This window comes from Aurantiacibacter aquimixticola (assembly GCF_003605475.1).
In the GTDB taxonomy this organism is placed as follows: domain Bacteria; phylum Pseudomonadota; class Alphaproteobacteria; order Sphingomonadales; family Sphingomonadaceae; genus Alteraurantiacibacter; species Alteraurantiacibacter aquimixticola_B.
On the sequence record NZ_RAHX01000001.1, the window covers coordinates 2029516 to 2051561 of the forward strand.

Genomic DNA, 22046 nt, shown 5'->3' on the forward strand with positions numbered 1-22046 from the left:
ACCGGCTGCCCGCTGCGAAATAAAGACACATCGTAAGGCGGTCGGACCGGAACAGGCCCGGCCGCCTCTTACGTTTCACCCGCTTTTCGAGGAATGCACACCATGTCGATCACGCCGCTCATGCCAGTCTATCCCCGCTGCGGCGTGCGGCCGGTGCGCGGCGAGCACTGTCATCTGATCGACGAGGACGGCACGCGCTATCTCGATTTTGCGAGCGGCATCGCGGTCAACCTGCTGGGTCACAGCCACGCCGGCCTGATTGGCGCGATCCAGAAGCAGGCGGAAACGCTGATGCATGTCTCCAACCTCTATGGCAGTCCGCAGGGCGAAGAGCTGGCGCAGAAGTTGGTCGACAACACCTTTGCCGACACCGTGTTCTTCACCAATTCCGGCGCCGAAGCGGTGGAATGCGCGATCAAGACGGTACGTGCCTATCACCAGCATGACGGGAATGACGAGCGGTTCGAGATCATCACCTTCGTCAACGCCTTCCACGGACGTACGATGGCCACGATCAGCGCATCCAATCAGGAAAAGATGCACAAGGGCTTCAACCCGCTGCTGCCCGGCTTCCGCTATGTCGAGTTCGACGATCTGGAAGCGGCAAAGGCGGCGATCGGACCGCAAACCGCGGGTTTTCTCGTCGAGCCGGTCCAGGGCGAAGGCGGTATCCGGCCGGCGAGCCAGGAATTCATGCAAGGCCTGCGCAAGCTCGCCGACGAGCACGACCTGCTCCTCGCGCTCGACGAAGTGCAATGCGGTGTTGCGCGCACCGGCACACTCTACGCCTACGAGCAGTACGGGATCGAGCCGGACGTCGTCGCCAGCGCCAAGGGCATTGGCGGCGGCTTTCCCATCGGCGCTTGCCTTGCCACCGAAAAGGCGGCGCGCGGCATGACGTTCGGCACGCACGGCTCCACCTATGGCGGCAATCCCCTCGGCATGGCGGCAGGCATGGCGGTGATGGAAGCCGTGGCGAACGACGAATTTCTCGCCGAAGTCCGCGCGAAGGGAGAGCGGCTGCGCAGTCGGCTCGAACAGTTCATCGGCAATTATCCGGATCTGTTCGAAAGCGTGCGCGGCATGGGCCTGATGCTCGGAATGAAGATGAAGGTCGAGCCGAGACCGTTCATGGTGCATCTGCGCGATCATCACGAGCTGCTGACCGTCGCTGCCGGCGATAACACGTTGCGCCTGCTGCCTCCGCTGGTGATCGGCGATGCGGAAATGGACGAGTTTTTCGAGAAGCTTTCTGCAGGCGCGGCGAGCTTTCAGCCCGAACACGCCTGATGGCGGGGCGCCATTTCCTCGATCTGTCGGATGCGGGCGGCGATGCCGTGGCGGCGATTATTGCCGACGCGCTCGACCGCAAGAAGGCGCGTGCCGACTGGCCGAAGGGGAAGGCCGATGCCGATGCGCCGATGGCGGGCCGCGTGCTTGCCATGGTGTTCGAGAAGAATTCGACCCGCACCCGTGTCAGCTTCGACATCGCCATGCGCCAGCTCGGCGGCACTGCCATCATCGTCGATGCGGGCACGTCCCAGCTTGGGCGCGGAGAATCGGCGGCGGACACGGCGCGCGTGCTCAGCCGGATGGCCGATGCAATCATGGTTCGCACTGACGACCACGCGAAGATCGAGGCGATGGCCCGCCATGCCGACGTGCCGGTAATCAACGGTCTGACCGACCGCTCGCATCCGTGCCAGATTGTGGCCGATCTGCTCACTGCCATCGAGCACGAGAAAGCGCTGCCGGGGCTCGAGGTCGCGTGGTTCGGGGATGGCAACAATGTGCTCCATTCGATCCTGGAGGCCGCGGCGTTGATGAAGTTCAACGTGCGCATCGCGACGCCGCGCGGCTACGAACCGGACGCGGAGTTCGTGGAAATGGCGCGCGCGGAGGGCTCGACAGTTACGCTGACGCAGGATGCGCGCGAGGCGGCTGCCGCGGCCGATGTCCTTGTTACCGATACATGGGTGTCGATGGGGCAGGCCGACACCGAAGAGAAGCTCGCCGCGATGCAGCCCTATCGCGTCGACGCCGCGCTGATGGCGCAGGCGAAGTCCGATGCGATCTTCCTGCATTGCTTGCCGGCGCATGTCGGCGACGAAGTGAGCGAGGAGGTTTTCGAGGGTCCGCAGTCGGTCGTGTTCGACGAAGCAGAAAATCGGATCCACGCGCAGAAGTCGGTGCTCTTGTGGTGTTTCGGCCTGCTCGGCTGAGCTGCCTTCCAAAAGCCGACGCCATTCCCATATGGCGGCCATGACTTCCCTACACAGCGAAACCTTTGCCGACAGGCTGCTCGGCTTCACCTTGCCCGATCGAGACAGCCGCGGCCGCCTTGTGCGGCTGGGGCCGGTGCTCGACGAGATCCTTGGCGCGCATGATTACCCGACGGCGCTGGCCCACGCGCTTTCCGAAGCGCTCGTGCTGACGACGCTGATGGGCGGGCTGCTGAAGGACGAGGGCGACCAGCTGACGCTGCAAGTGCAGAGCAAAGGCGGCATCGCCGACCTGCTCGTGTGCGATTATCGTGGCGGAGAATTGCGCGGCTATGTCCAGCATGATCGCGACAAGGCGATCGCGACCGGCGCGAGCGCATCTCTCGCCACCCTTTTCGGGGAAGGCCACCTCGCCATCACCTTCGACATTGCGCGCACCGGCAAGCGCTATCAGGGCATCGTTCCGCTCGAAGGCGAGTCGCTGTCGGCGGCGGTGGAAAGCTATTTCGCGCAAAGCGAGCAGGTGCCGACCCGCATACAGACCGCGATCCGCTCCGGACCCGAAGGCAGCCTGGCGGCGGGGTTTCTGGTGCAGCACCTGCCCGATGGCGAAGAGGGGCGAGAGCGCCTCCATGCGAGGCTCGACCATCCGGAGTGGCAGCACGTCTCCGTCATGGCGGAGAGCATCAAGCACGAGGAGCTCGCCGATGCGGGTCTGTCGCTCGAAGAATTGGTGTGGCGCCTCTATCACGAAGAGCGTGAAGTGCGGGTCATGCCGGGAGCGCGGATTTCGCGCGGCTGTCGCTGCACGGAAACGCATTTCGAGAGCGTGCTGGCGCGCTTCCCGAAAGAGGAGCGGCGCGAAATGGCGAATGAGGACGGGATAATTCTGGTGGATTGCGCATTCTGTTCAAAAGAGTTCGCCATCCAGGATTGAACGGTTCGTCGCGCAGAAAGTGCAATTCGCCGTTCATGTCGGACTGTGGTATAGAGACGAATACGACCAAGGAATTTGAAATGCAGATCGGGAAAGTCATCAGGATAGCGGGCGTCGCCGGCGCGGCGCTGCTCGCTTTCGCACCTGCATCGGCGCAAGCGCCGGGCCTCGCCATGCTGGAACGGCTCGATCGCGGACAATGGACGCTTTCGATGCGCGGCGGTGGGTCGCAAAGGATCTGCGTGCGCACGGGCCGCGAATTCATCCAGCTGCGGCATCGCCAGCCCGGCTGCGAACGCTTCGTCGTTGGCGACGAAAGCAATGAAGTCACCGTCCAGTATACCTGCCGCGGCAATGGCTATGGCCGCACGACCATTCGGCGCGAGTCGAGCAATCTCGTGCAGGTTCGCAGCCAGGGCATTCACGGCGGGCGCCCATTCTCCATCGATGCGGAAGCGCGCCGCACCGGCAGCTGCTAGGCGCTTGCCCGTGCGCAATGAGCCGCTATGGCGCAGCGCATGTCGACTGAGAAATCGATAGCGACGATCCTGCTGTCAGGCGGGCTGGATTCGATGGTAAGCGCGGCACTCGCGCGTGAGCAGGGCTTTCGCCTGCACGCGCTGACGATCGATTACGGCCAGCGCCATGTGCGCGAATTGCAATCGGCAAAGGCGATTGCCGAGAGGATGGGCGTGGAACGGCATGTCGAACTCCCGCTCGATCTGCGCCAATTCGGTGGTTCGGCGCTGACCGACGATATCGAGGTCCCGAAGGATGGCGTGGGCGAGGACATCCCCGTCACTTACGTGCCCGCGCGCAACTTGCTGTTTCTCGCGCTGACCACGGCCTTTGCCGAAAGCAGCGGCTCTACCGATCTGTTCATCGGGGTGAATGCGCTCGACTATTCGGGCTATCCCGATTGTCGCCCCGAATTCATCGCAAGCTTTGCAGAGACGGCGCGGCTGGGCACGAAGCAGGGTGTGGAGGGTCAGCCCTTCGTTATCCACGCGCCATTGCAGCACATGACGAAGGCTGAAATTGCCAGCGAATGCGCACGGCTAGAGCTCGATCCGGCTTGGAGCTGGTCCTGCTACGATCCGACCGACGAGGGGATGGCCTGCGGCCGCTGCGACAGCTGTCGCCTGCGTCGCAAGGGGTTTGCCGAAGCGGGGGTCACGGATACAGCTCCCTACGCCGCCGATCCGGACTAGCTGCGGGTCACCAAGCCGCAGGCGACCCGGCTTCCGGCATCGCCAGCGGGATCGCTTCGGTAATCGTCGGCGCCTTCGTGCACCACGATTGCAGTACCGTCCGCGTCGAAGACGCTGTCGCCTACGAAATCGGCAGTCCCGCGCAGCAGCGTGCTCATTGTCCCGGTGCCATCGGCTGCGATCGTTACATTCGGCAGATCGCCGAGATGCGCGCCCTGAGGGTTGAGCGTGCCATGCTCATTGCCACGCGGATTGAGATGCCCGCCAGCCGAGGTGAAATCGTTCGCGGTGCAATCGCCGGTGGTGTGAAGATGCACGGCGTGCGTTCCGGCGGAGAGTCCGGTGAAACTCGCGTTCAAGGTAACCTCGCCGCCAAGCGAATACATGCGGGCCGAGCCCACAGTATTGCCCTGCCTGTCCTGCAATGTCGCGCTGCCGATTTCGGTGGCCGCGGTCTGATAGGCTGTCTGGCATCCCGCCAGGGCGAGGAAGGCCAGCGGGGCGATGATGAGCGAGCGCTTTTGCATGCGAGATCCTTTCGTCATTCAGCGAGTAAACTCGGAAAACTTTGAAAAGGTCCGTCAGGCGTGGGGGAGGATACCCGCTTCGGTCAGGGCGGCGATCAGCTCCACGATGGCTGCGCGCGCTTCGCTATCTTCGGTAGTGCCGCCGCTGGGAGAGCTCACAATACCAGCCCGTCGCCAGCCATTGTCGAAGCGGATGCTCGCTCCGGTCGAGATATCGAAGACCTTCATCCCATTTCGGGGCTGGGCAAACAGCCAGTTGCCGGCCTGCCGGCACGCGATTGCGCCCGGATGGTGCACCCAATCGCCGGTAGGCTGGTCGCCCACCAGCCAGCACTCGCCGTCGGTCGGAGCGCTCGGCGGTGCGTCGCTTTCCCCCTGAACCGCGCAATGCAGCAGCGCGTCGATCCGGGCGAGCGCCTCGTTTATGAAGCTTTCCTTCTGTGCCTGGGCGACGAACAGGTTGGGAAGGTCGAAACGCGGGGTGGCGGAGGTGAAACTGATCGGTTCTGTCATGGCGTGTTCCTCAGTCGATACGAGTTAGGGCAAGGGGGTGCGAGCGGGCGTGGGTGCCGATCTGCCGGACCCAGAGCTGCTGCCCCGAATGATCGGCGCGAAGCTGCGTCAGGGTGGCCGCATCGATGCGGAGCGAAGGCCGATCGGACTGCCACAGCAGGCGTGGAGCTTCGATGCTGCCGAGCCCGACTTCGTAACTTTCGGTCTGTTCGACAAGCGGCACCTCGACACCATCCGGCCAGCGCCACGCGCCGCGCGCGCGCCTGGTCCAGCCGAGCGTGAGTCCGCCATCGGACTCAATGTCCGCGCGCGGATGGACAGGCGTAAGCGGTCGCCTCGAAGCACCTGACAGCGCAATGGTGGCGATCACCGGGTCGGTATCGACGAGGCCGATGGCGGCAATCGCCTCGCTGTCACCGAGCTTTGCCGTGTCCAGCTGGATCGGCTTGCCATCGAGAAGGACGAATGGCGCACCGGCCGGGGCACCGGTCGCATCTTCCGTCCCACCGCGGCCGCGCAGCAATGTCGAGAGACGCCAGCGCGCATCGCCGAGACGCTCGGCATGACAGAACTGGAGGATTTCCTCGCCGACAAGCGCCCGGTTCGCGCCGCTCGCCAGCTCGGCAAGAGTGCAGCTTTCGAGCACGAAGTCGGTTGAGGCGAGGGAAACGATCGCTTCGGAATGGCGGTCGATGATCATCGCAGGGGCTGGCGACAAGTCGGTGGCGAGTGTGCCGACCACGCTGCGGCGGCTGCCCGTCGCGCCGATAGGCGAGAGACCGCTGGCGGTTTGCGCGTATAGCGCCGAGCCTTTCCACCCGGCCGAGCTTGACGAAGCCGCAGCATAAATTTGCCGCGTATCGGTCTCTCCCGCGCCGTCCCATGGCAGTTCAAAGGCATAAAGGGTGGTGGGCGAGGATACGAGGTCGGGCGGTGACAGCACTCGGCCCGTCTGCGTCGCGGTCGTCACGCCCTGGTGGCTCGGGAGCCGCAGCAGTTCCAACTCGACGCCGGTATCGCGCCACTCCCACGCTTCGATCCGCCACCGCCCGGGCAGGTCGGGCAGGGCGACGACCTGTCCAGGCTTCACGCGCGGATCGATCTCGGCGATGCGATAGGCAAGGCGATCCTGCGCGAGGAAGGCTCGGCTCGCGGCGGCATCGGCCAGCGACTTGGCGCTATCCGCTGTCAGGGCGCCGGGAAATTCGATCACGCGGTTGCGACCGGGATCGGCACGGCCGCTCGCGCGCTGGAGCCCCGCCTGATAGTCGCGGTCTACGTCGTAATATCGCATCCCGGCGGGCACTCTTGCAGCGTCGGCGCGGCGGCTTTCCGACCGGCCGCTTTCGTCGCCGAAGCTATCTCCCGACGCATCCACCACCGCTTCCGGCAGGGTGAAGATTGCATCGTCCTGCGGTGCGCCGTCGCCGATGGCGAGCCCCTCGCCCGATGCATCGCTGGCGAGAGGATAGACTTGGTCGATCGCTGCAAGATGGCTCGCCAGCGGGCCGCCCTCGTCGCTGTAGCCTCGCAATTTGCCGAGTGGGCGGCTGGACGTGACGTGTCCGGCGAGCGGCGCGAGCATCGTGGCGAGGCTGACATCGCCGTCCTCCGCAACGACTTCGAATGTCAGCGCGGGAATGCGATTGCCGAATTCGGCGAGTTGCAAGTCCTCGAACACGCCATAGGCGAAGCCGCGATAGGCGGGGCATTCACTCCCCTCGGCGCTTGCAAGCAAGGGGTCGACGGGCTGGTCTCCGGCGCCATCATGGATGCGCAGTGTTCCAGGGACCTTGAGATCTCCGGCCGCACCGCGCAGCAAATTGCCATCCGCCCAGATCCGTCCCACGCGCGCAATTGGTCGGCTGGCGAGCGCGACTGCAAAGGAAATCGAGTAGGCGAAGGTCGTCGTCGATGGTTGGCCCTTGCCGCCGCCCGTCTTCTCGCTCGTCTCCTGAAGGTCGGTCGCCCAGATGATCGTTCCGGCGGCGCGCATCGTGCCGAAGTGACGCGGCACGGGAGCGCCATAGCTCGATGTCGTCACCTTCAGCTCGGTCAGGCGCGGGCCTTCATTGCTGTCCGTGCCGAAAATCTCGGCGTCGATTTTCGAACCGATGCTCGATCCGAAGACGGCGCCGATCGGCCCGAGAATGGCGGAACCGACGGAGGAGAGAACCAGTGTGGCCATGAGAATTGGATTCCTGTCAGGAGAGGCGCCAGCGCCCGGTCACCCTATCGGTGTCGGTCAAGGCGGTGCGTACGACGCGGCGAAGTCCGGCATGGGCATGGACGATCCGCGTCGCATCGAGCGCGATTGCGAGGTGAAATTGCCCGGGGCCGGGTTGCATCAGCAGAAGGTCGCCCGCGGCGGTGGAGCGCGATGTGGCCGTGAAACCCGCAGGAGCGAGTAAGGCAAGCAAGCCGTCAATATGCGCTTGCCGGAGCGAGTAGGCCGGCAGCGTCGGCGGCGTCCGGCCGATATCGCGTAGAGCGAGGTGGACAAGCCCGATACAGTCGATTCCGGTGACCGGGTCACGCCCGCGCAGGCGGAACGGCACCCCGCAATAAGCATCGGCGGCCCGCGCAAAGGCCGCGCCATCGCTCTCCATCAGCCTGTCGGGTAGCGCGCCAGCAAGTCATTGCCCGGCAGATGCGGTTCGCCTCGGAAATTGGCGGCATTGCCGAAGCGCGTGGCGCAGGTCGAGATGGTGTGATCGCACCCTTCGCGAAGAAAGGCCTTGTCGCCCACCGCAATGGCATCGGTCAGTGTCCGGTCGAGCACCAGCCCCGATGGTCCCGCTTCGATGACCTCCATCGTCAGGCCGGCGAGAGGACCATCCACCCACTTTACCGTGCCGCCATGCATGTTGCCCGCCGGAGGCGCGCTGCCAAAGCGCACGCGGTTGTCCGCCAGGTCGAGCGCGGTCACGGCGGCCAAGTGAGTTACGCGGGCCGGATTGAACCGGCAATCGGCGTCGCAGAAACTTGCCCGGCATGTCGGGCTCGTTCGCGGGACGAAGTCGGCTTCGAGCGCGGCCTTCGCCGAACGCAGCTCGGCTTCGAAACGGCCGCTGGTGCGCGATACGCCGCCCAGCTCACCGTGGAAGAGCGTGGCGTTGTCCAGACTTTCCCAATCGACAAGTCCGATGGCGATATGCGCGCTTTCGTATCGGCCGCTCGCGAGGTCATCTTCGGAGATGGAGTCGTGCGCGAGGACGCCTTCGACTTCGACGCCGTCTCTCTCGAGTCCGGCGGTGCGGCGGATGGCGGACGGCAGCATTCCAGGTGCAGCTCTATATGTCATCCCGCCGAAGGCCAGGTCGCGATCATGGCTGGTAAACCCCAGCGCGACGCCGTCCTTGCGGCGAATGCGCCACCAGGTCGCGACGCCTTCCAGTTCGGAACCCAGGAAGACGTGGCTCATGTCTCTTCCTTCACTTCGATCAGCGGCACGCTGGGCGCTTCTCCCGCCGCGAAGGTCGCGCCGGTGATGTCCAGCCGATCCTCGGCGAAGCGGACGGGCACGTCGAAGTAGAATCCGGCACGCACTTCCGCGCCATCCGGCGGTGCGTCGATGAAGATGATCCGTCCGCCGTCCTCCAGCGTCCAGTCATTGGTGACCTCGCCAGCGACGCTGACCAGGATGCTGTCGGCACGCGGGCGGGTGATGGTCCGCTGTTGCGGCTCATCCCCGCTCCCGTAGCTTTTCGACAGGTGATATGTGGCGGCAAGACCGTCTCCCACCCCGATCAGCTGATCGCTCGCGGTCGGCGTACCGGTCAATCCATTGGAGCTGAAATCGTAGGGATCGGCGAGGCGAAAGCCGCGCGCCGGACCGCGCCGCGCGCGGAAGAATTCGAGCAACACGCCAAGCTCGCTATGCGAACGGATGCCGGGGCCGACATCGTAATTGAGACGCGCATCGCTCCACTGGCTGTTGCGTCGTTCATGGCCGGATGCGGTGAGCGCGATGGATGTCGAAAATTCCGGGCTGACTCCGGCATCCCGCCCGAGAGCGAGCGGATAGAGCACATCGTCGAAAGCTTGCATTGGTGTCTCCTGTGGCGGAAGGCGGACGTATCCATCGCGGCAGACCTGCGGCAGCGCCCAGACGAACCGTCGCGGAACGCCGCGCGCGGCGGCCTCGTCCAGTCCGGCGTCGATACGCGCCCAGAACAGCTCTGCATCGGCAGGGTCGAGGACGAAGCCTGCCATGTAATCCTGCTGGCCGAGAGGGTAGCCGAGCCGCTGGTCGACCTCCGTATACGTCTTGCGCCGCAGCGCTTCGGCACCCAGCGTCAGCCAGTCATAATCTTCCAGCTGAAGCCGGTCATATTGCGGGTGGGCCCATTGGCTTGGCAGGTTGAGCCTGTCCGCCTCTGGCATGTCGGCATCGAAAATCGTCGGCGTGAAGGCGAGCAGGTAGCATTTTGCATCGCTGCCCGATTGCTGCCGCACACGATTGCGGACCGAATTGGCGGCGAAGCCCAGCGATTTCGCTGCCTCGTCCAGCACCACCAACTGCGCCGCCGTGATCGGTCCGCGCATGTCGGTTATCGGCGGCGCAGCGTTGCTGAAAACGCTGCGCGCCGCATCATCGTATATGCAAGGCGCCCCGGTATCGGGCTGGATCCACCACCACGGCTCGCCGACCTGCATCACCACATCCATCCCGGCCTGCTCCTGCAGCAGCCCGAAGCGCGCTGCCGCGCCGCGCACGAAGTTCTTCGCGGCATTGTTGGCCGGCGAGATGAGCGATGACGGCGGCACCCAGCCGGTGAGCGCGGGCGATCCGTCATGGGCGCGCTGCATCCAATCGGGCGGGCAATGCTCGGCGAAAATCTCGAAACTGATCGAGGCGATCACCTGATAATCCATCGCCAGCGCTTCTTCGAAAAAGGCGCGGTGCCAGGTTTCTGCCGGTCCGCAGAGCAGGCCATTGCGCTCCACCAGCAGCGTGCCGTCCGCCGCCGGCTCCAGCCGGAAGAAGTGGCTCATCCCGACATAATGGATGATCTCGCCACGATAGCCGAGCTGCAAGGTGTTGCGCAGCAGGCGGGCAGGCGTCTGGTTGTAGGCATCATCATAGGCGGTCGCCATGCCGATATCGTGCGGTGGCAGCATGACATCGCCGATCGGCAGCATGGCGTGCGCGCCATCGCTGGCGATGTCGAACAGCTCGACCCAACCATTGGCGCGCGAGGTTAGCAGCGCGCCATTCGCCGGATCGTAGGCGGGCGGCACCAGCGAGATGAACAGCCGGTCGATATCGGACGGATGGACGACAGCGCCGTCCGCCTGCCAGCCTTCGCGCAGCTGCGAAAAATCGAGCGACACCACCGCATCGTCGGGCGCGCCGCTCGCGTAGTTCCACAGCCGGACATACCAGGTGCGCGACGCGCCGCCGGCATCGCGCCCTTCGATTGTCAGCGTCGGCCCATGCACCGCATCGAGCGGCAGGACGCCTGCGGACCGCCAGCGAAAGGTCAAGCTGGTATGCGCGTAATCGCGGTTCGTGTCATAGGCCAGAAGCGGATGATCGAGCGTATCCTCGCTGTCCCAGATCAATCCGGCTAGGGCATCGTGATGCAGGAATTCGCATTCGACGCGCAGGGTCGTGGGACCGGTTCCGGTGATGCTGGCCATCATCGGGCGCGGAAAATCGACCGTCCAGAAACGCGGATCGAAGCGCTGGATAAAATCGGAGTCCTGCCCGGTGCGGTCTTTCGCGAGCCAGTAAGCCATGTCGTGCCTCCTCAGCTTTCCCGCATCGCGCGGGCGACGGCGCTCGCCACCTGGCGCGACGAGCGGCGCAGCATTTGCGGGCTGCCGGTTGCGCGCGGCGCGGAAAGGTTGATCGCAACGCGCACATCGCGCGCGCCCTTGCCGCTGCCGGTCTCGACACGCCCGGCGCTGGTCGGCACGAACACTTCGGGTCCGCGTTCGCCTACGAGATAAGCATTGCCGGGCGATACCGGCCCGCCGGTTGCACGACCGGGCAGACCGAGCAGGGAACCGAAAATGCCCTGCAGGGCGGAGCCGAAATTGAAGCCACCACCCTGGCCCTGGCCACCGCCCTGACCTTGGCCGAACAGCGATCCGAAGCCTGACTGGATGGCCTGCGCGGCAATTTCTCCGAGCGCCTTCAGCGCCACGTTCTTCAATTCTTCGAAGCTCAGCTTGCCCCGGCGAATGGCCGAGACAAGCCCGCGTTCCAGCACGTCGCCAGCCTTGGCGAAGCCATCGAGCAGCGAGCTGTCCAGCGCGCTGCGCATCTCCTGCACGTCGCTGCGAAAGCCGCTGGTGCTTGCGCGCACATCGACCATCAGGGTTTCGATTTCATCGTCCATTGTCGTCCATTTCCATCATGCGTTGCAGCGCCGCGCGGTCGATCCCGTCGCCGCGAGGTTCGCTTTCGGGATCGAGGATTGCAGCGAGTTCGGCCGGGGTGGCCTGCCAGAACCAGTGCGGCGGCCAGCCGAGCAGCCTGCCCGCGCCGCCCGCCAATCGCCGCGCGCCGGCGGCGAAGGTGGCTTCCATCAGGCCCGGCCCTGGAGGATTTGCGCCAGAAGCGCGCGCAGCGGCTTCGACACGGCGGCAAGCCCCGCCGCCATCACCGCTTCTCCGACGTCATCGCGTGTCGTTGCGCCGCGCTCTGCCAGGCAATGCCAGAACAACGCGGCGATCTCGGTGAGGCGCAGCTGTCCTTCGCTCGCCCTCTCGACGAGCGCAAAGAGCGGCCCCAATTCCTCCTCGGCGGCGACCAGTGCGGCAAAGGTCGGGCGCAGCACGCGCGCTGTGCCGTGGATGACGATAGCCGCCTCACCGCGCAGAACATTCGCGGTCACGACGGCATCACCGGGCCGGAGCTTTCCAGCTGCAACGTGTAATTGCGCTCACCGTTGAAATCGCCCGAATAGTCGAGCCGCTGGACGAGGAAACGACCGCGCAGGCGCTCGCCATCCTCGAAGGACAATTCGTATTCGTCGATCGTGCCGGCGAGGGCATGGGCGCGGATCGCGGTCTCGGCTTCGCTGGCGAGGAAAATACCCGCCGCGCTGACCGAGACGGAGCGCACGCCGGCGCCGGAGAGCAGATCGCGCCAGCCGCCCGATTCCTTGTGCGTGACGACGACGGCATCGCCGTTGATCGACATCTGCGTGGTGCGCAAGCCGGCAACGGTTTCATATGCAGGGGGCTGGGCGCCGTCCCCGATCTTGAGGAGGAAGGCGGAGCCTTTTTGAGCTGACATGTTTGGTTCTCCGATAAACTCCCCTCCTGCTTGCGGGAGGGGCTGGGGGTGGGCCGGTGAAAGAGGCGCGGTGCGGGCATCGCCCACCCCGCTGCGACTATGCCTCGCCGACGGCTCGGCAAGTCTCGCTCCCATCCCGCAGGCGGGAGGGGATTAGGCGGCCAAAAGCCGGAAGCGGTATTCGAGCAGCGTTGCGCGTCTGTTGAGCGAGCGTTGCGCGGCCCGGGTGCGCAGGAAAGTCACGTTGGCGATGGCGAAACCGTCCTGGTCCGGCGACAGCGCGGCGATGCGATCTTCGATCAGCGCGGCGGTGGCGGCGGTTTGCGCTGCCTCCTCTCCGCGCGTTTCGAGTTCGAGCGCCACGCGCACTTCGCGACCCTTGCGGGTCTTGGTGCTCCAGTCCGTGCTCGCGCTTGCGGCAATGCCCAGCCAGGGCGGCGCGGCGCGCGACGGCGCTTCCTCGGCGACATCGTTGAGCGCGGCGGACAGCAGCGGATCGCTGGCCAGCCATGCGATGAGTGCCATGCGAAGGGTGTTTTCCATCATGGTTCCTCCCGGCCCGCAAGCGGCCAGAGCAGCCGCGCGTCACGCCAGTGTGCGCCATCGCGGCGACGGGCACGCAGGGCGCTTTCCGCGTGCGCTTCGGCCAGTTTTCGCGCTTTCGCTGTAAGCCTTGAAGCGAGGCCGGAACGGCGAGCGATGCTGGCAGAAATCATGCCACGCGCATCCGGCGCCAGGGCTGCCACAGAGCGACAACTGCCGCTGGCGGAGCCTGCCCGCCGCCTTCATTGCGCTGGCGATAATGGTGCGCGGCAAGCCGCAGCACGCCGTGGCGAATGCCCTCGGGCAGACCTGCCCAGTCGGGGGCGAGGCCCGCAGTGAAGCGAACACTCACACGGCTCACCGCTGGAGAGGCCAGCAGGTGCACGCGGCCGCAGCCATCTGCCGCGATATCCAGGAGATACTGTCCGGGATCGAGCGGCGTGCGCGCGCTATCCGATGTGATCGCTTCCATCGCGGTGATGGCCTGCACCGGCGTGGCGACGAGCGATTGCCAGCCGCGCATGGCGGGCAGCACCTCTTCGCATTCAGCTTCCAGCGGCATGATGCGCGTGAACGCCTCGCAGGTGTCCAGTGCTGCGCGCAACAACGCTTCGAGCGAGGCGTCATCACGTGTGGTGGTGATGGCGAGCCACCGTTTGAGCTCGTCCAAAGCATCGGCCGCCAGCACGGGCGGTACGACAATAGCCCGCCTCATGGCAGTCTCCTTGTGGTTGAGGTATTTTGGTTTCGCACACCCGCATCCGAGGGCGCGTCCTCGGTGCTGGTCGCACCGGAAATCAGCGCGAGTTTGCTGGCCCGCTGCGGAGCACCGTCACGCAAGAGACGGCAAGGCCGAACGGCCGCCCGCAGCGGGCGCAGCTTGCTGCGCATCTAGCCCGGACGAAGCCGCGGACGCGGCTTCGCAAACAGACTTTCCCTACACCTCGATCTTGAGCAGTTTGATCGCTGCACTATCGAGCACCTGGCCGCCCACGCGCTTGGTCGCGTAGAAGTGGACGAAGGGCTTGTTGGTGAACGGATCGCGCAGCACCTGCGTGGCGCTGCGTTCAGCGATCAGGTAACCGGCGCGGAAATTGCCGAAGGCGATCGGGAAAGCGCCGCCCGCGACATCGGGCATGTCCTCGGCCTCGACTACCGGATAGCCGAGCAGTCGATCCGGCTGGCCCTCGACGAGGCCCGGCTGCCACAGGAACGCGCCGTCGCTGGTCTTCAGTTTGCGCACTTCGCTGAGCGTTGCCGAATTCATCACCCAACTCGCGCCCTGGCGATGCCCGGCCTTCATCGTGTGGACGAGGTCGATCAGCCGCGCTTCCGGGTTGGTGCCGAAACCGTCCGCATCGCCCGTGCCGATATATTGCAGCGAGCCGAAGGGGCGGACCGCATCGCCGGCCATGGACGTCGGCGAGGAAAGGAAGCCGAGCGGCTGGTCGACGCCGGAACCGTTGACGAAGGCGGAGCCTTCTGCGCGGGCGAATTCCATGGCGATTTCGCTCGCCAGCCATGCTTCCATGTCGAAACCGGCATCGTCGAGCATCGCCTGGCTTGCCGCCGGATTGGCGTAGAGCTCTCCGGTCGGCGGAGCGATCTCGGCGAATTCCGGCGTGTCGGTTTGCGGGCGACCGGCTGTCTCGCCAACCCAGCCCGAGGCGGTGCCGCCGGTAGTGACGAGCTTGCGATAACCGGCGCTGCCGGTCTGCACGACTTGTGCCAGCGCGCGAATTGGCGAGATTTCCTTCAATTCGCTCGAAATGAGCGTGTCGATCTGGCGCGGCACGGCATAGCCGCCATCGCGCGGTACGGCGCCGGAAATCGACTTGATCTCGTCCTCGCGGCCGCGGCGCAGATAGCCGTCGACGAAGCCCTTGACCTCGGCGGTCGGCTCGGCGGACGATGCGGCGATGGCGGGACGCGACGCGGCGCGGCTGACCCGGTCGAGCCGGGCTTTCACCTCGTCGACATCCGAACGAAGCGTCTTCACGTCGGCCTCTGTCTTGTCCTGCCGCGCGACGATATCGAAGCTTTCGGCCATCGGATCGGACGCGGCCGGCTGGGCCGGGTCGGCGGTAACTGTCTGGGTGGGAATCTGGATATCCATAGGGGTATTTGCCTTTCGGTTGAAAATCCTCCCCTCCTTTTCAAAGGAGGGGGTTGGGGTGGTTGTGCGACCGCGAGGTCGCATTGCGGGTCGAGCACCACCCCACTGCGACTAGGCAGCCAGCTGCCAAGTCTCGTTGCCCCTCCTCTCAAGAGGAGGGGATTGTCAGGAAATCAGGTGTATTCTCGCTCCGTGCTGGAGCGGACGGGTGACGAGGCTTACTTCGAACAGGTCGATGTCTTCCAGCACACGGCCAGCGGGCGAGCGGCGAAAGCCTCGCGCGCGGTAGCCGAAGCTGAGGCCGTTCGCGGCTTTGGAAAGCAGGGCGGAGACGGCGCGGCTTTCGGGATTGTCGATCCGGGCGATGACGCGCAATCCGCGGTCATCCTCCTGCGCAAGCTCGACTGAGCCGATGCGCTGGTCGGGCCGATGCTGCCAGAAGAGCGGGATCGGATCGCGACGCTCGGCCAGTGTTCTGGCGAAAGCGCCGGGCCGGATCGTGTCTTTCGCGCCGTCGGCAATGTCGAACAGCGCGGCGTAACCGGCGATCCGCATCACCGCAGCAGCTCCGCGACGTTGAGCCTGACCGCGATGCCGACCAGCAGCAAAGCGCCCAGCACGCGGACGAGCCAGTCCACTGCCGCCTTCCAGGCGCTGGCCTTGGCCGTGCGCCAGGCGCCGAGCAGGTCGCGCAATTCGTCGAGATCGTCCTGCGCGTTGTCGTCGCCCAGGCCGAGCCGGTCGAGCACGCGCCGCGCGCCGACTTCGCTCGCTTCCTCGACAATGGCGCGCAAGGTGACGAGGTCAGCCCCGCCGTCCTGCGTTTGCGCCTGCGCGATCAACGCGGCGAGCATGTCTTCGCGGTTCATTTCGTATCTCCGGCAGGGGCGAGGCCGAGCAGGCTGCGCTTTTCTTCCGTGCTCAGGAATTCCGCCGCGCTCACCTGCTTCCACAGCCGCTCGCGGTCCTCGGAAAGCGCGGTCACCTGGTCGAGATCGACGGTGAGCGACAGGCCCGGGAACCACGGCGACAGACCCTCCGCGAGACCGCCCAGGATCTTGCCCGAAAGCGGCAGCAGGGTGAGGCGCCACAGCGCGCGATTGGCCTCGCGATAATTGGCGTAGGTGTTGTCGCCCGGCAGGCCGAGCAGCATGGGCGGCACGCCGAACGCGAGCGCGATATCGCGCGCGGCGGCGGACTTCAGCTCCGCGAAGTCCATATCGGCGGGGGAGAGGGAGAGGCTCTGCCATTTCAGCCCGCCTTCCAGCAGCATGGGCCGCCCGGCATTGCCGCCGCCCTGATAGGCTGATTGCAATTCCGCCTTCAGCCGCTCGAACTGGTCGGTCGTAAGGCCGGCCGTGTCTGCGCCGCCGTCATAGACCAGCGCGCCCGATGGCCGCGCCGCATTCTCCAGCAAAGCGCGATTCCAGTGGGCGGCAGCATTGTGGATCGCGACGGCCTGCTCGGCAGCGGAGAGGCACCCCGCGCCGTAGTGATCGTCTGCCGGGTGGAAGGCTTTCAGATGCACGACCGAGGGCCAGCCATGCTCATCCTCCACCGGCAATTCCAGCGTCCGCTCGCCCAGGCGATAGCGATAGGCTGCGGGCCAGCCATCCTCTCCCGGCACGATCGCAACGCGCTCGGGCCGCAGCGCGAACAGTTCGACAGGCTGGCCCGCGCCGTCCTTCGCGATCTGCACGAAGGCATTGCCGTGCAGCAGCAGATGCGCGGCGAGCGTTTCGAGCAGTGATTGCCCCGCGCTCGAGGCATTTACGAGCGCCATCGCGCCATCGTCGGAGGCGCTGAGCGGCGCGCCGCCCACGCCTTCGGACACGATCCGCACCGCGCGCTGCGCCACCGGATTGTCGAGAAAGGCATGGCGCACGGCGGAGCGATATTCGAACGGCGCCCGCGCCCCGCCCTGCTCGTAGGTCCACCCCCAGGGCGACTGAAACGAGCGCGCCAAAGGCACGCGAGAACCCGCCCCGCCCTTGAAGGCGGAGCGTAGCGATGAGAGAAATTGCATGGAAATGCTCCTGAATTGTTCGTCATTCCCGCGAAGGCGGGAATCCAGTAGCGGATGAGCGATGCAGCGCGATTTCGCTCCAACCGTTTATCTTCTGGCCTCCGCGCGCAACGGCACACTCTATGTCGGCGTCACATCCAATTTGATGCAGCGCATTGCTCAGCACCGCGCAGGAATCGGCGGAGGATTCGCCGCCAGACATCGCGTCACGCGGCTTGTGTGGTTCGAACAGCACGGGACTATGGAGCACGCGATTATTCGCGAGAAACGCATCAAGAAATGGAACCGCGCGTGGAAACTGAGACTGATCGAGGCTGACAATCCGGACTGGCGCGATCTTGCGGAGGAGTTCGGTTTCAAACCGCTCGGCTGACTGGATTCCCGCCTGCGCGGGAATGACGAAATTATATTTATCGGCGTTCTATCAAAATCCCCGCACCCTCGGCACCGCGCCGCGCTTGCCCAGCATCAGTTCGGTCAGCGCCCATACCAGCGCGTCGGCCCTGTCCGGCGAGCGGCCGGGGCCTTCGTAACTGCCGCCGGTCATCAGGCCGCAGAGCTGGTCTTCGAGCCTGGCGAACTGGCCGGCATGGCGCACGCGGTCGTTTTCGTAGAGCGCGGCTACGGGCTCGGCGCGGGCCACTTTGCCGGTGCTCGCATGGACGAGCTTGATCGGCATCTGGCAATCGGCCGCGCGCAGCACGCTTTCGACCATCGCGCCGCCCTGGTTCGCCTCGGCAACCACGCGGTCCGCTTTCCAGTGCAGCGCCGATGCGGCGACCGCGCGAGCCCAGCGTTCCGGGCTGGGCCGCGCGACGCTGTCATCGGCCATCACCTTGGCCAGCCCGTCTGCGGTCAGCCCGACGACGATGATGCCGCATTCGTCACCGCGCGCCGAAGCGGGCGGATCGACGCCGATCACCACGCGAACGAAGCCTTCCACATTGAACCCTTCACGGCACCGCTCGATCAGCGAGCGGGTCCATAGCGCGCCCTCGACATCACGCAGCAGCTCGCCATCGAGTTCCTGCCGACCGAGCGCGCTGTCGCCATATTGGCGGCGCATGACATCGATGAAGCCGACCGCGAGATTGTCCTCATTCTCGTCCGAGCGCCCCCGCGTAAGCGCAATGTCCGGATCGGTCGCATCGGCCAGCAGGCGGCGCAGCAGCGGCACGGCGCGCGGCGTGGTCGTGGCGACGATACGCGGGCGCTCGCCCATCCGCAGGCCGAACCGCAGATTGTCCCAAGCGCCAAGCGCACGTTCCGAACTGTTGTCCCATTTGGCGATCTCGTCACACCAAGCATGGCTGTGCTGCGGGCCGCGCAGGCTGTCCGGCTCGCCCGCCGAATAGAGCGTGGCGGATGCACCGTTGGGCCATGTCACCTTTCGCAGGGACGGCTCGAAATGCGGGTAATCGACATCGGTATGGCAGCCGAGCAGGCCGCTTTCGCCCTCCACCATGACGGAGCGCGCCTCCCCCAGCGATTTGCCGACCAGCGCGATATGTGCGTCCGGTTCGTTCCATGCGATATTGCGAACCCATTCGGCACCCATCCGTGTTTTCCCGAAACCGCGACCCGCGCACACCAGCCATATCAGCCAATCGCGATCGGGCGGCACCTGGTTGTCACGCGCCCAATAGGGCCAGTGCTTTTCCATGACGCACCGTTCTTCGCGCGGAAGCCGGTTCAGGAATTTGCGCCGCTCGGCCGGGTTCATGCCCGTTATGACGAGCCGCCTGTGTGCGCCGGTCATGCGGCCGGGTGGTCGCCCGGATCGCCCACAGGCGCGGCAGCCTGCGCGGCGGCGGCCTTCGCCTTTCGCGCCTGCTGGCGCTCCCAGATACGGTCAAGCTTGGTGTTCAGCCTGTCGAGCACGGCATCCTTGTCGTATTTCGCTTGCCGCGCGCGCTCCTTTTCCGCGCTGGCCCGGTGCGCCGCAAGCAAGCGCAGCGCATTGGGAATATCGAACTTCGCGTCCCCCTGCGCTATGCCGAAGCGCAGCCGCTGCAGGGTTTCCATCTCCAGATGATCGTATCCCTCCAGCAGCGCGGCGGACCATCGGCGGCGGAAATCGGGATCTTCCCGGCGGTGCTTATAGACGTAGGAAAGCTGCGCGTCGCAGGCGCGCGCCGCTTCGGACACGTTGGACGTTTCGGCCAGCGTTTCGAAGAACACGAATTTCCAGTTCTGTTTCAGCCCCTGACCCTTCTGGTCCTTCCTTGCCTTTACACGCTTCTTCACTGCATCCTCCAATCCGGCGCGACGACCGGACACGAAAAAGGGCGCCGCCCGGTGGGAAGCGCCCTTTTCGACTCGGTCTATCGCGATCTTCCGTTTCTCTAACCAAACAGCGTCACGATGTCAACAATAAAGTGCCATATCGGTTCTTTTGTTGGACTTGCGCAGAGGACTGCGCTGGCTTAGACGCGCGCAGTCCGTCGCCATACCAAGGTCTCCACCGACATGCTGATGAAACCGCTTCGCGGTCTGTACGACTGGACGATGGAGAAGGCCGCGCATCCGCAGGCGGAGTGGTGGCTGGCGTTCTTCTGCTTCATCGAATCCAGTTTCTTCCCGATCCCGCCGCATCCGCTGCTCGGGCTGATGTGTCTGGCGGAGCCGAAAAAGGCGATCCGATTTGCCCTGATCGCCACCATCGCCTCGGTGCTCGGCGCGTTGCTGGGCTATGCGATTGGCTATTTCCTGTACGAAGCGGTGGGCGAGTGGATGATCGGCGCGCTGGGGCTGACCGAGAGCTTCCCCGTCGCTGCCTGCTATATCCGCGAACAGGGCGCTGCGGCGGTGTTCCTCGCGGCCGGCACGCCGATCCCGTTCAAGCTGATGACCATCACGGCGGGCTTCATCGAGATGAACCTGGTGACCTTCACCCTCGCGGCCATCGCGGGCCGGGCGCTGATCTTCATGGTGGTGGGCGTGCTGTTCCGCATTTTCGGCGCGCCGATCAAGCGGGTGATCGACGAATATCTCGGCACGGTGACGACGGTGTTCGTGGTGCTGGTGGTGGCGGGTTTCGTCGCCATCACGCAATTCGGCGGCGGGGACGAGGATACCGGCGAGCAGAGCGCCTGCGACCGGGTTACCAGCCTCGAGCAGCTGTGAGGCGAGGCACTGGGAACCCACCGGCGCAATGGTGACAATCCCGTCCCCTCTGCGCCGCGCCATTCGCTCATGCCATCATACGGCCGCCGGACTGCTTGCCTTCCTCAGGCGACCTCGGATCGAAGCGAACGAGAACCTGTCGATCGGCAACCGGTTTTCGATCGGGGCCGGGCTCTTCGCGATCTCGCTGGCCGTCACAGCCGTTTTCGGCCTTCTCGCCCTGCCGATCATATTGGCGACGGACCTGACGACCGGAGAGAGATTGAACGAGGCTCTTGCCGGTTCGGCTTGGTCGGTAATGCTGGCTGTTGTTCTGATCGGACCGTTGGTGGAGGAAATCATCTTTCGCGGCTGGCTTTCAGGCACGTGGCGTGCCGTCTTCGCTTCGGCGCTTGCCCTGGGGACGATCTATGCCGGGTCTGCGATCGTCGATCCCTATTTTGCGGAAGGAAGCGCCGTTAAGTCTGGCCTGCTCGCGCTTGGGGCAGTCGCCATTGTACTGGGTCTGTCGCCGCTGGACCGCGGACGCCGCATCGTCGGCTTCGGGCAGGCCTTCCCGACCATTTTCTATGTGCAAGCGATCATATTCGGCGCGCTTCATTTCACGAATTACGCAGCGACCTCGCCGGTTATCGCACTGGTCGCTACGCTGCCATTAGTCGCGTGCGGATTGATCTGGGGCTACGCCCGGATCAGGCTTGGATTCGCTTCGGCCGTAATGTTGCACGCGGCGTATAATGTGCCGGCCGCGATGGGATCGGTCTTCCTGATGCAGTCCAACTGATCCTGCCTGCGCCGACCGGTGCCGAAGGGATATTTCGCGAAGACCGCCACACCCGCCGGAGGCCGCCCCAGAGGCGACCCCGCTGACGGGCGAATGGATTACATCATCGTCTCGACCATGCCCGGCGCCATCGCGGCGGCGAGGCTGACGAGCGAGACGAAGCTCAGCACGGTGCCGCTCAGCATGGAAATGGCGCTGCGGTCGGGATTGGCGAAAAGTGTCATTGTGTTTCTCCTCATATCGTTGTCGATGGGAGGAGTTTCGCCGCGCGCCGCCAATGCGTTACATCGAACCGCGCGCGGGAAAAGCGATCACTGTGATCGCGGGACTGTCTTCCGGGGCCGTCAGCCCTCGAATTCGGTCTCAAGCGTGATCTCGGTGTCGAGCAGCTTGGATATCGGGCAGCCTTCCTTCGCTTCGCCCGCCAGTTTCTCGAACGTGGCCTGGTCCATGCCGGGCACCTTGCCCTTGGCAGAGAGGGCGGACCTGGTGACGGTGAAGCCGCCATCGTCCTTTTCCAGCGTGACCGATGCCGAAGTGACGATGCTGCCATCCTCGTGCCCGGCCTCGGCCAGCTTGAAGCTCAGCGCCATGGTGAAGCAGCTGGCATGGGCCGCCGCGATCAGTTCTTCGGGATTGGTGCCCGCCTCGTCCTCGAAGCGGGTCTGGAATCCATAGGGCTGCGCGGAAAGCGCGCCGGAGCCGGTGGACACGTGCCCCTTGCCGCTCTTGCCAAGGCCCTCATAGGTCGCGCTGCCGGTATTGGTGGTTTTCATCGTTGGTATCTCC

At 65.1% G+C, this 22046-nt stretch carries 28 protein-coding genes; 8 read left to right on the plus strand and 20 right to left on the minus strand.

The features are described 5' to 3' along the window. Positions 1-102: 102 nt before the first annotated feature. The 5 genes from D6201_RS10215 to queC all read left to right on the plus strand — a co-directional run bounded on the left by D6201_RS10215 (position 103) and on the right by queC (position 4370). Positions 103-1290 carry an aspartate aminotransferase family protein gene (locus D6201_RS10215; protein ID WP_120049350.1) on the plus strand — a complete coding sequence of 396 codons (1188 nt, stop codon included), beginning with the start codon at positions 103-105 and terminating at the stop codon, positions 1288-1290. Beyond that, positions 1290-2222 (plus strand): ornithine carbamoyltransferase, encoded by a 933-nt coding sequence (argF, locus tag D6201_RS10220; RefSeq protein WP_120048688.1) that lies wholly within the window; start codon positions 1290-1292, stop codon positions 2220-2222. Before D6201_RS10215 ends, argF begins: the two co-directional genes overlap by 1 nt. 40 nt (positions 2223-2262) lie before the next feature. Then, positions 2263-3159: an Hsp33 family molecular chaperone HslO gene (hslO, locus tag D6201_RS10225; RefSeq protein WP_120049351.1), complete on the plus strand. Its 897-nt coding sequence runs from the start codon at positions 2263-2265 to the stop codon at positions 3157-3159. A gap of 80 nt (positions 3160-3239) precedes the next feature. Continuing rightward, positions 3240-3638, plus strand: a complete 399-nt coding sequence (locus D6201_RS10230; RefSeq protein WP_120049352.1) for a DUF3617 domain-containing protein — start codon at positions 3240-3242, stop codon at positions 3636-3638. Positions 3639-3665: 27 nt separating this feature from the next. Then, entirely contained in the window at positions 3666-4370 is a 705-nt protein-coding gene (gene queC / locus D6201_RS10235; protein ID WP_120048689.1) for a 7-cyano-7-deazaguanine synthase QueC, read from the plus strand. Here queC and D6201_RS10240 read toward each other — a convergent pair. From D6201_RS10240 to D6201_RS10315, 16 genes are all read right to left on the minus strand, one after another. Continuing rightward, a complete protein-coding gene (locus D6201_RS10240) occupies positions 4367-4897 on the minus strand; it encodes a superoxide dismutase family protein (protein WP_120048690.1) in 531 nt (176 codons plus the stop codon). The two genes, queC and D6201_RS10240, sit on opposite strands and share 4 nt — an antisense overlap. Positions 4898-4951: 54 nt before the next feature. Next, complete coding sequence (locus tag D6201_RS10245; protein WP_120048691.1) at positions 4952-5410, minus strand: DUF2793 domain-containing protein; 459 nt, start codon at positions 5408-5410, stop codon at positions 4952-4954. Between the two features lie 10 nt (positions 5411-5420). Further along, positions 5421-7598, minus strand: coding sequence for a phage tail protein (locus D6201_RS10250; RefSeq protein ID WP_120048692.1), 2178 nt, complete (start codon positions 7596-7598; stop codon positions 5421-5423). A gap of 16 nt (positions 7599-7614) precedes the next feature. After that, positions 7615-8019 carry an NlpC/P60 family protein gene (locus D6201_RS10255; protein ID WP_120048693.1) on the minus strand — a complete coding sequence of 135 codons (405 nt, stop codon included), beginning with the start codon at positions 8017-8019 and terminating at the stop codon, positions 7615-7617. Next, positions 8019-8834 carry a DUF2163 domain-containing protein gene (locus D6201_RS10260; protein WP_120048694.1) on the minus strand — a complete coding sequence of 272 codons (816 nt, stop codon included), beginning with the start codon at positions 8832-8834 and terminating at the stop codon, positions 8019-8021. Before D6201_RS10260 ends, D6201_RS10255 begins: the two co-directional genes overlap by 1 nt. After that, positions 8831-11155 carry a DUF2460 domain-containing protein gene (locus D6201_RS10265; protein WP_120048695.1) on the minus strand — a complete coding sequence of 775 codons (2325 nt, stop codon included), beginning with the start codon at positions 11153-11155 and terminating at the stop codon, positions 8831-8833. Before D6201_RS10265 ends, D6201_RS10260 begins: the two co-directional genes overlap by 4 nt. An 11-nt stretch (positions 11156-11166) precedes the next feature. Next, positions 11167-11760: a tail tape measure protein gene (locus tag D6201_RS10270; RefSeq protein ID WP_120048696.1), complete on the minus strand. Its 594-nt coding sequence runs from the start codon at positions 11758-11760 to the stop codon at positions 11167-11169. Beyond that, positions 11750-11950 (minus strand): phage tail assembly chaperone, encoded by a 201-nt coding sequence (locus D6201_RS10275; protein ID WP_120048697.1) that lies wholly within the window; start codon positions 11948-11950, stop codon positions 11750-11752. The genes D6201_RS10270 and D6201_RS10275 overlap by 11 nt, the downstream gene beginning before the upstream one ends. Next, positions 11950-12258, minus strand: coding sequence for a gene transfer agent family protein (locus D6201_RS10280; protein ID WP_242447513.1), 309 nt, complete (start codon positions 12256-12258; stop codon positions 11950-11952). Before D6201_RS10280 ends, D6201_RS10275 begins: the two co-directional genes overlap by 1 nt. Then, a complete protein-coding gene (locus D6201_RS10285; RefSeq protein WP_120048698.1) occupies positions 12255-12662 on the minus strand; it encodes a phage major tail protein, TP901-1 family in 408 nt (135 codons plus the stop codon). The genes D6201_RS10280 and D6201_RS10285 overlap by 4 nt, the downstream gene beginning before the upstream one ends. Positions 12663-12815: 153 nt before the next feature. Next, positions 12816-13208 (minus strand): DUF3168 domain-containing protein, encoded by a 393-nt coding sequence (locus D6201_RS10290; protein WP_340137527.1) that lies wholly within the window; start codon positions 13206-13208, stop codon positions 12816-12818. Positions 13209-13374: 166 nt separating this feature from the next. Beyond that, complete coding sequence (locus D6201_RS10295; protein WP_120048700.1) at positions 13375-13920, minus strand: head-tail connector protein; 546 nt, start codon at positions 13918-13920, stop codon at positions 13375-13377. A gap of 222 nt (positions 13921-14142) precedes the next feature. Beyond that, complete coding sequence (locus D6201_RS10300; RefSeq protein ID WP_120048701.1) at positions 14143-15321, minus strand: phage major capsid protein; 1179 nt, start codon at positions 15319-15321, stop codon at positions 14143-14145. 165 nt (positions 15322-15486) lie between these two features. Then, on the minus strand, positions 15487-15876 hold the full coding sequence (locus D6201_RS10305; protein WP_120048702.1) for an HK97 family phage prohead protease: 390 nt from the start codon (positions 15874-15876) through the stop codon (positions 15487-15489). Then, positions 15876-16190 carry a DUF6127 family protein gene (locus D6201_RS10310; RefSeq protein ID WP_120048703.1) on the minus strand — a complete coding sequence of 105 codons (315 nt, stop codon included), beginning with the start codon at positions 16188-16190 and terminating at the stop codon, positions 15876-15878. Before D6201_RS10310 ends, D6201_RS10305 begins: the two co-directional genes overlap by 1 nt. After that, on the minus strand, positions 16187-17347 hold the full coding sequence (locus tag D6201_RS10315; RefSeq protein WP_120048704.1) for a phage portal protein: 1161 nt from the start codon (positions 17345-17347) through the stop codon (positions 16187-16189). The genes D6201_RS10310 and D6201_RS10315 overlap by 4 nt, the downstream gene beginning before the upstream one ends. A 61-nt stretch (positions 17348-17408) precedes the next feature. Between D6201_RS10315 and D6201_RS10320 the strand changes: the two genes are divergently transcribed. Continuing rightward, positions 17409-17720, plus strand: a complete 312-nt coding sequence (locus D6201_RS10320; protein ID WP_120048705.1) for a GIY-YIG nuclease family protein — start codon at positions 17409-17411, stop codon at positions 17718-17720. A gap of 51 nt (positions 17721-17771) precedes the next feature. Here the strand turns inward: D6201_RS10320 and D6201_RS10325 are convergent, their stop codons facing one another. After that, complete coding sequence (locus D6201_RS10325) at positions 17772-19106, minus strand: DNA-packaging protein (protein ID WP_242447514.1); 1335 nt, start codon at positions 19104-19106, stop codon at positions 17772-17774. Next, on the minus strand, positions 19103-19627 hold the full coding sequence (locus D6201_RS10330; RefSeq protein ID WP_133303994.1) for a hypothetical protein: 525 nt from the start codon (positions 19625-19627) through the stop codon (positions 19103-19105). The genes D6201_RS10325 and D6201_RS10330 overlap by 4 nt, the downstream gene beginning before the upstream one ends. A gap of 189 nt (positions 19628-19816) precedes the next feature. On the opposite strand from D6201_RS10330, the gene D6201_RS10335 reads away from it, so the two are divergent. Together D6201_RS10335 and D6201_RS10340 are read left to right on the plus strand one after the other, a co-directional pair. Then, entirely contained in the window at positions 19817-20473 is a 657-nt protein-coding gene (locus tag D6201_RS10335; RefSeq protein ID WP_120048708.1) for a YqaA family protein, read from the plus strand. Between the two features lie 28 nt (positions 20474-20501). Beyond that, a complete protein-coding gene (locus tag D6201_RS10340) occupies positions 20502-21257 on the plus strand; it encodes a CPBP family glutamic-type intramembrane protease (RefSeq protein WP_120048709.1) in 756 nt (251 codons plus the stop codon). A gap of 98 nt (positions 21258-21355) precedes the next feature. On the opposite strand, the gene D6201_RS13190 is transcribed toward D6201_RS10340, so the two are convergent. Both D6201_RS13190 and D6201_RS10350 read right to left on the minus strand, forming a co-directional pair. Next, positions 21356-21481 (minus strand): hypothetical protein, encoded by a 126-nt coding sequence (locus D6201_RS13190; protein ID WP_277949492.1) that lies wholly within the window; start codon positions 21479-21481, stop codon positions 21356-21358. Positions 21482-21601: 120 nt separating this feature from the next. Continuing rightward, positions 21602-22033 carry an OsmC family protein gene (locus D6201_RS10350; RefSeq protein WP_120048711.1) on the minus strand — a complete coding sequence of 144 codons (432 nt, stop codon included), beginning with the start codon at positions 22031-22033 and terminating at the stop codon, positions 21602-21604. Positions 22034-22046: the final 13 nt, after the last annotated feature.